The sequence below is a fragment of the Psychrobacillus sp. FSL K6-1415 genome, assembly GCF_038003185.1.
Taxonomy (GTDB): domain Bacteria; phylum Bacillota; class Bacilli; order Bacillales_A; family Planococcaceae; genus Psychrobacillus; species Psychrobacillus psychrodurans.
Genome location: NZ_JBBOOQ010000001.1, coordinates 552,007 through 566,279 on the forward strand (window position 1 = coordinate 552,007; position 14,273 = coordinate 566,279).

Consider the following 14,273-nt stretch of genomic DNA (forward strand, 5'->3'; position numbering starts at 1 on the left):
TTTTAAGTAATCTTAAAATTTGGAGTGAAGCAAAATGTTAACAGCATTTAAATCGAAAAAAGAAGATATTGAACAATTCAAACAAAAGATAGATGATTTAAACACAAAGCTGGATAAAAAAGATAATGAGTTTCAAATTTTCTTGAATGATTTACATAAAGAATTAGTATCTACTATCGGTCAACATGACATTGTAAACAATCAACACGCTATTTTAGGGAAAATGGTTGGAGAAATCTTAAAAGAGTTTAAACGAGTTGAAGAAAGTACGATAAACTCAAATAAGATTTCAGAGGAAGCGCTGGTCAAAGGAGAGTCACTAATCGCTTCATCAGATGAGATGGTTACATTATCCGTAGATAGTAGGGAAGCTGTACACGCTGTAGAAAATCTTATCGATACCTTGGGGGATCAATCTAGAAAAACATCTGCAAGTATGAATCAATTAAGTGAACGGTCAAAACAGATTGAAGAAATTGTAAAAGTGATTAGCGATATTTCTAGTCAAACAAATTTACTTGCCTTAAATGCATCGATTGAAGCTGCGAGAGCGGGAGAGCATGGGAAAGGATTTTCGGTTGTTGCAGATGAAGTCCGGAAACTTGCTGAAAGCACGAAGGAGAGCACCGCAGACATTGCAGATCTAACTCAAAAAATTCAAGAACAAATTTCAAAAGCGTACGAAGACAATATAAACAACATGAACTTAGTAAGTGAAGGCATAAAAACTAGTTCTCAAACATCCGAGCAAATAAACTCCTTATTGAACATTATTACAAATGTTCAAGGGGAGGTAAATGAACTATTAAATTTCATTAAGCATCAAAAAGTTTCGAATGAAGATGTTATACACAAATTCCAAAAGACAACTGCATTGTTCGATGAAACTAATGATGTGCTGATGAATCATATCGATGAATCAGAAGTAGTTACTGAAAAGCTTTTAGAAGCTGTTGATAAAGTAAAAGGCTTTCAATCCAAATAAAAATACCAAGTATCAGCCTGCTGATACTTGGTATTTTTATTTTGTTAGTTGATTACTTAATACCTAATGTTGAGATTCATAGTATTTTACGCTATAACTATCTAAAGGTTTTTGTAGTTTTTCTTGTATAAAAAGTGCTGCTCTATTGAGTTCGACGGGATTTATGTTTGTTACAATACCCATATTTGTAAGCATGTAATTTAAGTCATCCGTTGCCAAATTACCAGATGCTCCTGGAGCGTATGGACATCCACCCAACCCACCTAAAGAGCTATCAAATTTAGAAATACCCATTTCTAATGAAGCTAATACATTTGCTAAAGCAGTTCCACGGGTATTATGAAAATGCATAGCGATACTTTCGGGAGAATATCGTTTGAGAACTTTCTCTAATACTTTTTTTACTTGAGATGGGTTAGCTATTCCAATGGTATCACCTAATGATAATTCATTTATGCCCATTTCAAACAACGAATCTGCTAATCGAATTACCTGATCAATTTCAATATGTCCTTCAAAAGGGCAACCAAAAACAGTTGAAATATACCCTCGAACTGTTTTTTTATTAGAGATACTTTCTTTAACGACCTCGGATAAAACAATTTCAGTTTCTGAAATTGTTTTATTAATATTATTCTTATTATGAGACTCACTCGCAGATATGAAAACAGCTACCTCATCAATACTACTCTCCAATGCTCGGGATAATCCTTTTATATTTGGAATAAGTGCGGCATAAGTAACATCGGGGTTTTTCTTTATATGTTTTGTTACATAATCTGCATCCGAAAGTGCGGGTATCCATGTAGGATTTACAAAAGAAGTTACTTCTATATAGTTTAATCCTGTATTAGATAAGTGGTCTATCCATTGAATTTTATCGTCTGTTTGAATAAATTTAGACTCATTTTGTAATCCATCACGTGGGCCTACTTCTCTAATGTATACTTTTTCGGGAAAACTAGGTACGACCATATTAAAAACTCCTTTCTTAAATTCCAAATAGGGTCATCATAATCCAAGTTGAAGCGTAGAAAATCATAAATTGCACACCAGCCCCGATTCCAAGAATTCGATTTAAAAGACCACCAACTGCTGCTACTGTGAATGTAAGTACAACACCAACAAGTTGTGCTTCATGGTAAGCCAGTAGACAAGCAAGCCCGATGAACATTGCAACAATAGCTTCTTGACTTACAAGTTTCATTACGAGAACAGAAGCTTTTCTTGCATAGTTCATAGAGAAAGGGTAAGCGATCAATGAAGCTACAATAAGACCTATTGCTCCGTAAAGGAAAAACTCCCATGAAGTTAAATAGGTATGCAGATTATTAATAGGATCTACGGTGAAAACAGGTGGTGCATTAAATAATGGCGAACCAGGACCTAGAGCGACAGGACTTAGTGGAATTCCAAACGCTATTAATGGAATGATTACCTCTGCAATATATGTTGACTCTGTTACCCCGTTCATTACTGCTAAACTAGTTGTAGACTTCTTATAAGCACCTTTTGTACGGGAACCGACAATTTCACCCATAAGAGATGTCATACCTACAGGACTAAAAACAAAAGTAAGAGAAGATATAAACGTAGTAATAGAAGTGAATATTTGTTGTCGACCAGTTAAAATCTTCAAGGGATTCGGGAAGTATCCCTTCCATGATTTAGTTTCTGGTGCTAGATGATATTCTTTAGGCTTATCTCTTTCAATTGTCTTTTTAGCACTAGAGGAAGTGGCAAATAGAAGATCACAGAAAATCGGACCTATCGCAATTCCTAAGAAAAAACTGATTGATAAATGCTTATCTAATATACTAAAACTCATAAAATCTAAACTTTTAATAAAGAATGCAAATGGAATAATCATTAAAACACTCACCCATTTACCTTTAGAGAAAAAGGCGATTAAAATTGCAGCAAGTGTAAAAATTATTCCTGTTGATGACTTGAAAAAGTCGGCAAATTGTCCTAAAAATTGACCTAACAGAACAGCGGTTGGTAGGGCGATAAATGCGCCTATAATCCCACCAGAAATCATCTTTCTCAGGGCAATATGGGGCATACCCATTCTTCTTAAAGTAGTTGCATGATCTATTAATGGTACAGCAGTAGTATCCCCGGGAATACCCATTAATGCAGTTGGAACTGCATGTGTAAGATGTTTTGCTAGAACAGCTGCCATGAAAAATGAAAATACAGCAGCAGGAGGAGCACCTAATAGAATTACTAACAAAGTAAGAGGGACCATAATTGCAGTCTCATCAGTACCAGATATTAATCCTATTAAAGAAAAGACAATAGCACCAAGTAATGCAAATAAAATAGCTGTGACTAGTAAACTCATTTCTTTTGCTCCTCTCCAAGTGCCCGAAAACTATTTAAAACTCCTAGTTCTTCCAGTTCTTTTTTAGTAATAGGGTCATTCTCGATTAGTTCTAATTCTTCTTGAGGATCCAGTTGTAAATCTTCGAAAACTTGTCTCATGCTTTCAGACGAGGTTTCCTCTTCGACTAATATTCTTTTTGGTTTAAATAGAATGGAACAAAGAACTAAAGAGATAACACTTCCTAAAATTCCGATTAACAATGAGTATGAAGCAACCATACTTTCACTTGCGATAGCAGGAAGCAACCAAAGACCAATATTATACCCTCCTAAACTAATTCCTACGCTTAATAAAACCGCTAGAAGCAATTGATTTGGTAGGATGGTATCTCCAAGTATTTCTAAATACGTTTTTTTGTTCTCATTCAAACTAGTAGCTGATGATTTCTTGTTATTTACCATCCTATTCACCTCTTCGAATTGCTTTAGTTATTTCTAAGATACGGTCATACCTAAGGTCTTTCTCTTTGACTGCTTGTGCGACGATTCTATCTATATCTTCCTTTTTTGCTCCTGCCATTACTGCTAAGTTTCTGGCATGTAATGACATGTGGCCTCTTTGGATACCTTCAGCTGATAAGGCCCTTAAGGCAGCCGCATTCTGCGCCAATCCTGCCGCTGCTATACAACCTGCAAGCTCCTCAGCAGAATTTACTCCCATAATTTTAAGAGCGCCTTGTGCAACAGGATGTGTTTTCGTGGCTCCACCAACAATTCCAACAGCCATCGGTAGCTCAATAGAACCTGATAAATTACCATCTGCATTTATTTCCCATTTTGTTAAAGACTTATATTGACCAGATATAGATGCATAGGCATGTGCTCCTGCCTCTACAGCACGAGTATCGTTCCCAGTTGCTAAAACTACAGCAGAAATTCCATTCATTATACCCTTGTTGTGGGTAGTAGCTCGATAAGGATCATAATCGGCAAATTCGAAAGCGCTTACAATGTTATCGACAACCTCTTTGCCACCAAATGCATCTGTAGAAAAAGTAGCTCTTGCACGAACTAATCTACGGTCAGCTAAATTAGATATAATTTTTAATACAACTTTACCACCAGTAATTGTCTCGATAGTAGGGGAAACTGCTTCTGCCATCGTATTTACAGCATTTGCACCCATTGCATCTTTTGTATCAACAATTAGATGAATAACTAACATTATTTGAGAGTTTGTTGGAATGATATGAACCTCTAAATCCTTAGCTCCTCCGCCTAATGAAACTAATGTTGGATCTTTCTCATTACAATAAGCTAAAATTTCTTCTTTATGCTCAAAAATCTTAGCTTTTGCAGCATATGGATCTGCTACATTTAAAACTTGAATTTGTCCACGCATGATGGTTCCGCTTATTGATGTGAAAAAACCACCGTGTTCATAGCTTGCTTTTGCTGCATTACTAGCGGCTGCTACAACAGAAGGTTCTTCTGTTGCCATAGGAATAAACATATCTTTTCCGTTAATTTTAAAATTGGTTGCAATCCCTAGTGGAATTCCAATCTGACCAATAACGTTTTCTATCATTGAATCTGCTAAATCCATCGAAAGTGGATACTCCCCAGATAAATACTTTAATTGATCATCTGTTAGGTTGCGTCCCTCTGTTACAATATCAAATCTTTCTTTAGGTGATAAACGATAAAATCCTGGAACTCTTGTATTTGACATAATATACACCCCTTATTTTTGTGTAATAGCATTCAACCTAGTTGAATGCTATTACACAAAAATACATTAATAATTATTACTTGTAAATACCAAATTTAAAATCTATTCAGAAAATGAAATCTCTTTAAATATTAGCTTAATAATTATTAATGAAGATTAGGAATGGCAGAGAAGGAGAAAAATACGGTTGGTTCCTTCGATATGATACGAATTAAAGGGGATTATTTTGTATAAAAAAAGTCAACACTGTTGCTTCTTTGTTCTTATCTGCTGAAAGAAAAATATGTGGTATATTTCCTTCGAAATAGGCGCTATCACCTTGTTCTAAATAATGCAGCTCACCATCATAATAAAGATTGATAGATCCGTTAAGAATATAAATAAACTCGTCTTCCACATGAGTAAATGGTTCTACATACTCAGCTTCAGGTAGGACGGTTACTATAACTGGCTCTACTTTACTGAAACGGGGACGATTGGCAAGTGCCTCGTAAGTATATCCAATCTCTTTATTTCCGATTTTTAATTTTTTTTCATTGCTTTTAACTATTGATAATTTATTTTGAAGATTGGATTCCAAAAACCATGACAAAGGAGTATCCAACTCATGTGCTATTTTTGATAGAGTCGCTACAGCGGGTGCAGCTTGTCCATTTTCTATTTTTGAAATATGACTTTTTGTAAGATTACATCTTTCAGCTAGATCTTGTTGAGTAAAATTCTTGCTTAACCTAGCTTCCTTAACTTTTTTACCGATATTATGTTGAAGATAAATTGGGCTCTCCTCCTAAAAGTATGCTTGCGATTAATAATCATATAATACATTAATTTTTCTCATTTGTAATTCTTTCAAAGCAAGTTCATATGAAAAAAGAAAACAACATAGCAAGGATTCCCTTAGTAATATTTAAAAGGAGCTTCAACCCAAATTTTAAGATGGAGAAAAGGATTGGAAACCCGAATGTTAGCTGAATTCCACTCCTGTAGCTTATAAATTGTTTTACCAAAATTAATGGAGTCAATTTCATAAATAATTACATGTTTTATTTTAAAAACAAACATTTAATTAATATCGAAATTTATTGTTCTTTTTTAAAAAAAGTCGTTCCCGTTGGAGCAGCAGACGGTGACTCCAGCGGAAATCGGAGAAATGAAATAGCCTGTCTTAAGCACTCATTTATTCAATTTCCAAACGGCATAATTAAGGCCCAATGCAAAAGCAACCCATCCAACATATGGAACCATTAGTGCTCCGGCTGTTTTATCTACTTGTTGAAATTCGTATGCCGTTAATGTAATGCATGCTAGCATAAGGGTAATTTCTACAAGCGCAGTTCCACGTAATCCCCATCGGAAAAATAGAAAGGACCATAAAAAATTCAAACCCAATTGTAGGTCATACAAGGGAACAGCAACTGGAGAGTCCTTCTTTTTTTGATCTACACGGTATTTAGCAATTCCCATTGTCGTGTAGAGTGTGGTCCAAACGATAGGAAAGACAGCGCCAGGGGGTGAGAATGATGGCTGTTTTAGTTTTTTGTATTTCTCCTGTGCATTTTTATTAGCAATCCAACCAGTAATTGAGCCTCCAATCACTGGTATAAGAATACTAAGTGCTAATTTTTTTTTATTTATACGACCATTTACTTGTAGCAATTCCATTTTACAGCCTCCTTGTTCTATTTGTTATTCCATTCCCTAAACCATTCAAAATAATCTAGTTTTATCAAAGTAGATTAATTAGAAAAATTTGAATATGGTATAATTGTCAAGTTAAATACATAAACGGAGGCGTCTATGAGACTTAAAATATTGCATACAAATGACATACATAGTAATTTTGAAAACTACAAAAAAATAGTTACTTTGATTAACCAACAGAAAGATGAAGACACGATTATTTTAGACGGAGGGGATTTTGCTGATTTTAAAAGCATTGAGCTCCAAGGCACAAGAGGTATGGCTGCTATAGAGTTATTAGCTGCCGCTGGTTACGATGCAATAACAATTGGAAACAATGAAATGTTCAATGGAATTGACACACTAGAACTTATGGCAAGTAGCAGTCCGATTCCGTTTATTAGCAATAATTTATTAAAAAAAGATTGTTCATCTATTAATGGGGTAAAGCCAAGCGTTATTTTAGAAAAAAATGGGGTACGGGTCCTTATTACAGGGTCTTCCCCTGATATGGGAGTATTTAATGACGGGCTAGGCATTCATATGACTGACTACTCAAGAGCTATAAAAGAAGAGATATATAAAAACAAAGGTAAGTATGATATTTGCATTTTGTTAAGTCATATTGGCACCTTTGCAGATGAATCTCTTGCTAAAGAGATTAAAGAGATTGACATTATTATTTCTGCACATGATCATAAGTTATTTGAGCAGGCAAAGATTATAGATCAAACAATTATGAATAGCGCAGGTAATTACGGGGAACATATAGGCATTATGGAGTTAGATATACTAGATGGTAAAGTACATCTTGTCCATTCAGAGACTATTTCTACAAAGGATATAAAAGAGAGTGAACAGATAGAATCTATTTTGAGATATAGTAAAGAAAGAGCTATAGAAGCATTAAGTAAACCTTTGTATACAATAGAACATCCTTTGTGGCATGACGTTGTGGAAGAAAATCCAATTTCTAATTTAATAGCTGACGGGCTGAAGGATATGCTGGGAACAGAAATTGGCCTTATCAATAGTGGTATTTGTAATGCGGGAATATTTCATGAAATGACACAAAAAAAGCTAATCGAGATATGTCCTTCTCCATTAAATCCAACTTCTTTTGAGATGCAAGGGAAGTATTTAAAGGAAGCATTGGAGCAGTCATTAGATGCACAAATATGCTTAGCAGATGGGAGAGGTCCGGGATTTAGAGGGAGATTTGTAGGGAGCCTTCATGCTTCGGGACTTCAAATAGAACATGACGGGAAAAAGATTCATGCAATATATGTGAATGGGGATTTGTTAGAAGAGGAAAGATGGTACATGGTAGGCAGCTCAGACTATCTACAAAGAGGGTCAGGTTATCCAAGTCTCATGAACAATCGTAATGAAAAATACTTAGCAGAAGAGATTAAGGATGTTCTTCGATTATATGGAGAAAAACAAGATTTTTGTGATGGATCTTTCCTTCATAGGTGGAAAGAGGTTTCTAAAGTAAAGGGGTAGTAAAAGTGGATCCTAAAAAGATTAGACAGCGTGGTATAAAGATTGGTAGATTACCTGTTGGTAAAAAAAACTGCATAACAGATGTAGAAGGTGTGAAAGTAGGACATATTACATTAGATAGCTCACTTGGAGGAGAAGATTATGCTTGTACCGGAGTGACCGCTATTTTACCGCATGGAGGTAATTTATTTCAACAGAAAGTAGTTGGGGCAAGTTACATTTTAAACGGTTTTGGTAAAACAACCGGACTTGTACAAGTGAATGAGCTAGGGCTAATTGAATCACCCATTATGCTAACGAATACATTTGGCATTCCAGCAGTTACTCAAGGGACACTGGAGTACATGCTAGAAAACAATCCTGAAATAGGGGATTCTACGGGGACTCTTAATATAGTGGTAGGAGAATGCAATGACAGCCGGTTAAATTCTATTCGTAAACTCCCTGTTGAGCCAAAACATGCGATTGAGTGTATTCAAAGTGCTTCGGCTGATGTTTCACCAGAGGGGGCAGTTGGTGCAGGTAAAGGTATGATTTGCTTTGGATATAAAGGTGGCATCGGTTCTTCATCACGTATTATTGAAGATAATGATTCGGTATATACTATCGGTTGTATGGTGCTGAGTAATTTCGGAAGAAAAGAAGAATTTCAGGCTACTCAATATCAAGTAAATCAAATGAGAGATGTGCCTAATTTTCCTAAGCTAGCAGACGGGTCCATCATGATTGTATTGGCAACAGATGCTCCCTTAAGTAATAGACAGCTTACGCGACTTGCTAAACGATGCGGGATAGGCCTAGGTAGAACAGGTAGTCATTTTAGTAATGGAAGTGGCGATATAGTTATCGCATTTTCCACTGCTCATCAAATACAGCATAATTCACAAGAAAGTGTGGAGGTAAGGCGGCAATTACGAGATGACCACTCAATTATGAATGATTTATTCCAAGGAGTGGCAGAGGTAACAGAAGAGGCTATTTTAAATTCTTTGTCACAGGCTGTAACTACAACAGGGCGAAATGGAACGGTAGTTCATGCATATCCTTTTGAATAAAATGAAGGCTGATCTTCACCATGGAGATCAGCCTTATTTTGAATAAAGATATCATTTGGGAATTCAATATTGTGTTATGAATTTTAAATAACAACATTATATTATAAGGGAGGTGTTTAGATGAATCTTGTTGCTTGGACAATAGTTGTCTGTGAAATTGGATTTTGGGTTGTTATCTTACTAGGCCTTTTAATCCGCTATATGTTTAAACGTGAAAAACTAGGCTTATTCTTTCTGGCACTGACGCCTGTTATCGATCTTGTTCTTCTCATCGTTACAGCTGTAGATTTATATAACGGTGCAATAGCCAATCGATTTCATGCACTTTCAGCAATTTACCTTGGAGTATCGATTGCATTTGGTAAAAGTATGATTCGATGGACGGACGAACGGTTTCTTTATTATGTGAAAAAACAAGGCACGAGACCCATCCGGAAAACTGGTATGGATTATGCCTATCACTCTATGAAAGGATCTATTTTGCATCTTCTTGCTTATGTTATCGGTGCTGTAATTATTGTTGCGATGATCTATTTCATAGATGACACTACAAGAACAAAAGTATTATCCGGCACATTGGAACTCTGGTTATTCATCCTCGGAATTGATTTTGCTATTTCAATTTCTTATTTCATCTGGCAACGGCCAAAGAAAGAGAAGTGAGCATACTGTTGTTATTAAAACTCCAATTTAATTTTACCTTCAACAAATGCTAAGTAGGCATCAAATTTTTGACCGTTTTCAGCTTCAAATCCTTTGATAATATTTGTTTTACCCTTTGTACAAAGCATTTTTATTTGGCTAGGGGTTACTTTTTTCTTTAAAAAGAATCCATTAAATGTCTGAGTACAACCATTTTTATATTCAGTGCAACCATAGAAACTTTTATGTGCTATGATAGACCCTTTTTGACATTTTGGACATATTACAATTGGGTCTCTCTTAAATTTGGAATCATATTTTGATGCACGAGGCGCTAGCTTTATATCAATTTGTTTTGTTTTTAATTGATTTGGTACTTCTTGCATTAAACTATGGATAAACTTAGCAATACTTCCTAAAAAGCGATCCATTGAACCTTCTCCATTACCGATTTTTCGTAAATAGGTCTCCCATTTAGCTGTCATCGATGGACTAGCGAGAAGATTACCGTCAATTGCCTGACAGAGGACTCGTCCTTTATCTGTTATGGAAACAATATTTTTCGTGACACTTATATAACCGTGACGTTTAATAGTTTCGATAATTCCGCTTCGGGTTGCTTCGGTTCCAAGACCCTCCACTTCTTTTAAAATCTCCGTTTCTAGTTTGTCTTCCACAAGCTTTCCACAGGTTTTCATCATGGCAATGAGTTGGCCTTCTGTATATGGCTTCGGAGGCATTGTTTTACCTTCTTTAATACCAATATCGCTCTCGACCTTTTCCTGTTCCTGTAATGGAGGAAGAGGTTGTTCTTCTCTATCACTAGTGGAGCGGGCAAACAAAGCCTTCCAGCCTTGATCTCGTTCCGTTTTTCCAGTAGTAAAAAAGGCTAGTCCATTCACATCTGTTATAACCTTCGTCTCTGTATATAAGTAGTCAGTATGAAACATCGCTAAAGTAGTACGAATGATTTCTTCATAAAGATTTCTCTCAAGACTCGAGAGTCCACCCAATTTAGCAGGGGTTGGGAGCTTCTTCGTTGGTATTATAGCATAATGTTCCTGTACCTTTGAGCTATCGACATACCGTTTTTTAGGGGCGAATGAAGCAACTTCAAAAGTGTGACCAATAATCTGTTGATAGGATGAAACCTGAGATGCTATATAGGAAAACTCATTTGGTGTAATATGTCTTGCATCAGTTCTCGGATATGAAACTAGTTTTTTTTCATATAGTCCCTGCATTGTTTTTAGCACATCTGCTGGACTCGTTTTCCATAAACGATTGGCAGTTGCTTGTAATGTCGATAAAGAATGGAGCTGAGGAGGCGATGTTCGTTTATCGATTTTTTCTATAGAAGTAATGACACCAGGAGAGTTCGGCTGAATAAGATGCCCGGAAAGGAGCTCTTGAATCTTTTCTCTTTTGGATTCCTTTGCTTTTGCTTTTCCTTTGTATTTCCCTTGTTCCGCTTGAAATGTAGCTTCTATCTCATAAAAGGGTTCTGAAACAAATTGTTCAATTTCTAGATGACGTTGATAAATCAAAAATATAGTTGGTGATTGTACCCGTCCTATAGGAAATACTTCCTTAATACCTTGTCCTTGCAATAAAAGAGAATATAATCTGGAACCATTCATACCTACGAGCCAATCACTAATTTGACGAGCCTTGGCTTCGTCGTATAATAAAAGATCCTTACGATTATCCTGTAAATTACTGAAACCTTTCAGAACCTCATCAACCTCTAAAGAATTAATCCATAAACGTTTAATCGTTTGACCGCGGGCTCCGCTTTGATTGTATATACTATAAAAGATATTCGATCCTTCGCGGTCCACATCACATCCGTTAATAACAGTATCAGTAGACTTGAGTAATTTTTTTACAACAGAAAACTGTTTAAATTTCCCTTTAGCAATCTGAAATTCGTACTTCTCTGGCAAAATGGGTAAACTAGTTAAAGACCATTTATTCCATTTTGGATCGTATGCTTTGGGCTCTTTTAATTCAACTAGGTGCCCAATTCCCCATGTAATATAGGCACCCTCTGGAAAAATAGAACAAGGGTGGATCTCTAAATAGCCTTCGTGACGTTTTACTTTAAAAGCATCTGCATATGCTTTTGCCTGACTAGGTTTTTCGGCTAGGATGACCGGTTTCATGAGGACACCTCTTTTCGGATATAATAGAAACTTCGATCTTTTATTATCGCATAAATTCAGAAGGTTTTCTAATGGAATTGAAGTCCTTATTACTATGACCATCAAAAGAAAGATTCCTTAAATGAACTTTGTGGTGTTGAACAGGCTCAACTAATGAATTGATACATATCTTTTAAATATAGTAAAAACTATACTAGGTCAATACATTGTATTTCCTACAATCTAGAGAAGCGGAACTATTAGTTTCTTCTCATTTTGAAATGCACATAAATCCAGATTTTTAATCTGTTTATGTGCATTTTTGTATTTCATGCCACAATATTTTACTTGTTGTCTTTTTAGTGTATGGATACCGATAGAAATAGATGTACTAGAATAGGCTTACATCTATTACTATATTTCATTTCATGAATTCGTTATGATAATTAGATAGTATTAGGAAAATAAAAAGAGGGTGCATAACAATGTCAAAGCATATTCTACTTGTTGAAGACGATGTATCAATTAGCGAAATGGTAGAGAAATATTTAATCACCGAAGGCTTTAGCGTTACATCTGCTTCAAATGGAGTCGAAGCACTGAATAAGTGTAAGAGTACTTCATTTGATTTAATGATATTAGATATTATGATGCCAAAGCTGGATGGTTTAGAAGTATTAAAATTAATTAGAGAGAAAAGTGCACTGCCGATTTTAATTATGTCAGCAAAAGATAGTGATGTGGATAAAGCAATAGGACTGGGATTAGGAGCAGATGATTATATTGCTAAGCCGTTTTCAATGTTGGAACTGTCAGCACGAGTGAAATCTGCAATTAGGAGAGCAACAATTTACTCGAATCATTCAGATAACAAGCAAGATATGTTGATAATCGGTGATCTTACGATTGACCTTATGAACTTTTCTGTCATGAAAAACCAGCAAACTATAAAGCTTACTTCAAAGGAGTTCGCCATTTTGAAATTGTTTGCTACAAATCGTCAGCGTGTCTTTACGAAACAGCAAATCTATCAAATGATTTGGAACGATGAATATTATGGTGATGAAAATATACTAAATGTACATATAAGACGTCTTCGTGAAAAAATTGAAGACGATCCATCCAATCCACATTATATTAAAACACTTTGGGGTATTGGCTATAAGTTTGAGGGGGATTAAAATGGTACTATTTCTTTCTATTATTATATTGCTATTACTCATCGTTATTTCTTTCCAGTACCGTGAAAAAAAAGAGCACAATGCTTCCATTTATTATACTTCTCAAAAATTACAATCCATCATCGCTGAGCAATCGGGAGAAAAAATTTTAAATATGACTACCAATAAGGAATTACAGCTATTATTCAATGAGATTAATAGGTTATTGGACCATAATCAAAAAATTATTGCTACCCATCGTAAAATAGAAAACTCGACTAAGAAAATGTTGGCAAATATTTCTCATGATATAAAAACACCATTGACTGTTGTTTTGGGGTATACGGAAATGCTTCAACTTAACACTGCAATCAGTGAACAAGAACAGCAACGTTTGCTCTCAGGTGTTCATTCAAAATCACTTGAAGTCCTTCAACTAATTCATCAATTCTTTGATTTGGCAAAAATTGAAGCTGGCGATTCGAATTATCCCATTACAAGGATAAATGTGAATGAAATCTGTCGGAAAAATATTTTATCTTTCTATGATATCGTAACGACAATGGGAATTGACATGCAAATCGACATCCCGGAATCAACAGTTTTTGCCCTTGGAAACGAAGAAGCACTGGACAGAATTTTGAACAATTTACTATCTAACGCCATTACTTACGGTGCCGAGGGAAAGGTAATAGGCTTAGCTATCGGATATGATGATAAGACTATTTCTATTGATATTTGGGACCGGGGGAAAGGCATTGATGAACATCATAGAGATCATGTCTTTGAAAGAATGTACACCCTCGAAGATTCTAGGAATAAGTCGTTTCAAGGCAGTGGTCTTGGGCTGACAATTACAAAGCGACTAGTTGAAGTGTTGGGAGGTTCTATTCATTTATCAAGTATTCCCTATGAAAAGACTGTCTTTAGCGTGTCCTTAAAAAGAATAACATATATGGAATAAACCTCTACTTTCATATATGAAACAATTTCGTAAAAGCATATTCAATAGGGAAATCCGAACAACGCTGATTTCCACTC

13 protein-coding genes are annotated in these 14,273 nt (G+C 35.5%); 6 read left to right on the forward strand and 7 right to left on the reverse strand.

Translation table 11 applies throughout. The features are described 5' to 3' along the window. Positions 1-34: 34 nt before the first annotated feature. Positions 35-985, forward strand: coding sequence for a methyl-accepting chemotaxis protein (locus tag MKY60_RS02695; RefSeq protein ID WP_093493582.1), 951 nt, complete (start codon positions 35-37; stop codon positions 983-985). A 63-nt stretch (positions 986-1,048) separates the two neighbouring features. Here the strand turns inward: MKY60_RS02695 and MKY60_RS02700 are convergent, their stop codons facing one another. The 6 genes from MKY60_RS02700 to MKY60_RS02725 all read right to left on the reverse strand — a co-directional run bounded on the left by MKY60_RS02700 (position 1,049) and on the right by MKY60_RS02725 (position 6,707). Next, complete coding sequence (locus MKY60_RS02700; protein WP_241597323.1) at positions 1,049-1,960, reverse strand: hydroxymethylglutaryl-CoA lyase; 912 nt, start codon at positions 1,958-1,960, stop codon at positions 1,049-1,051. A gap of 16 nt (positions 1,961-1,976) precedes the next feature. Continuing rightward, entirely contained in the window at positions 1,977-3,332 is a 1,356-nt protein-coding gene (locus MKY60_RS02705) for a tripartite tricarboxylate transporter permease (RefSeq protein WP_241597322.1), read from the reverse strand. Beyond that, entirely contained in the window at positions 3,329-3,775 is a 447-nt protein-coding gene (locus MKY60_RS02710; protein ID WP_093493588.1) for a hypothetical protein, read from the reverse strand. The genes MKY60_RS02705 and MKY60_RS02710 overlap by 4 nt, the downstream gene beginning before the upstream one ends. A 1-nt stretch (position 3,776) precedes the next feature. Continuing rightward, positions 3,777-5,045, reverse strand: coding sequence for a hydroxymethylglutaryl-CoA reductase, degradative (locus tag MKY60_RS02715; RefSeq protein WP_093493589.1), 1,269 nt, complete (start codon positions 5,043-5,045; stop codon positions 3,777-3,779). Positions 5,046-5,256: 211 nt separating this feature from the next. After that, positions 5,257-5,820 (reverse strand): helix-turn-helix domain-containing protein, encoded by a 564-nt coding sequence (locus MKY60_RS02720; RefSeq protein ID WP_093493590.1) that lies wholly within the window; start codon positions 5,818-5,820, stop codon positions 5,257-5,259. A gap of 398 nt (positions 5,821-6,218) precedes the next feature. Continuing rightward, positions 6,219-6,707, reverse strand: a complete 489-nt coding sequence (locus MKY60_RS02725) for a TspO/MBR family protein (RefSeq protein WP_093493592.1) — start codon at positions 6,705-6,707, stop codon at positions 6,219-6,221. 135 nt (positions 6,708-6,842) lie between these two features. Between MKY60_RS02725 and MKY60_RS02730 the strand changes: the two genes are divergently transcribed. The 3 genes from MKY60_RS02730 (at position 6,843) to MKY60_RS02740 (ending at position 9,949) form a co-directional block, all read left to right on the forward strand. Further along, positions 6,843-8,231 carry a bifunctional metallophosphatase/5'-nucleotidase gene (locus tag MKY60_RS02730; protein WP_093493593.1) on the forward strand — a complete coding sequence of 463 codons (1,389 nt, stop codon included), beginning with the start codon at positions 6,843-6,845 and terminating at the stop codon, positions 8,229-8,231. 5 nt (positions 8,232-8,236) lie between these two features. Beyond that, positions 8,237-9,286: a DmpA family aminopeptidase gene (locus tag MKY60_RS02735; RefSeq protein ID WP_093493595.1), complete on the forward strand. Its 1,050-nt coding sequence runs from the start codon at positions 8,237-8,239 to the stop codon at positions 9,284-9,286. A 120-nt stretch (positions 9,287-9,406) separates the two neighbouring features. Next, positions 9,407-9,949 (forward strand): hypothetical protein, encoded by a 543-nt coding sequence (locus MKY60_RS02740; protein ID WP_093493596.1) that lies wholly within the window; start codon positions 9,407-9,409, stop codon positions 9,947-9,949. A gap of 14 nt (positions 9,950-9,963) precedes the next feature. Here MKY60_RS02740 and topB read toward each other — a convergent pair whose 3' ends face one another. Continuing rightward, the gene (gene topB, locus MKY60_RS02745) at positions 9,964-12,093 is read right to left on the reverse strand and encodes a type IA DNA topoisomerase (RefSeq protein WP_241597316.1); all 2,130 of its coding nucleotides are present in this window, start codon (positions 12,091-12,093) and stop codon (positions 9,964-9,966) included. Between the two features lie 464 nt (positions 12,094-12,557). Here topB and MKY60_RS02750 point away from each other — a divergent pair, with 464 nt between their 5' ends. Together MKY60_RS02750 and MKY60_RS02755 are read left to right on the forward strand one after the other, a co-directional pair. Further along, on the forward strand, positions 12,558-13,253 hold the full coding sequence (locus MKY60_RS02750) for a response regulator transcription factor (RefSeq protein ID WP_241597313.1): 696 nt from the start codon (positions 12,558-12,560) through the stop codon (positions 13,251-13,253). Position 13,254: 1 nt separating this feature from the next. Further along, entirely contained in the window at positions 13,255-14,196 is a 942-nt protein-coding gene (locus MKY60_RS02755; protein ID WP_241597310.1) for a sensor histidine kinase, read from the forward strand. Positions 14,197-14,273 lie beyond the last annotated feature (77 nt).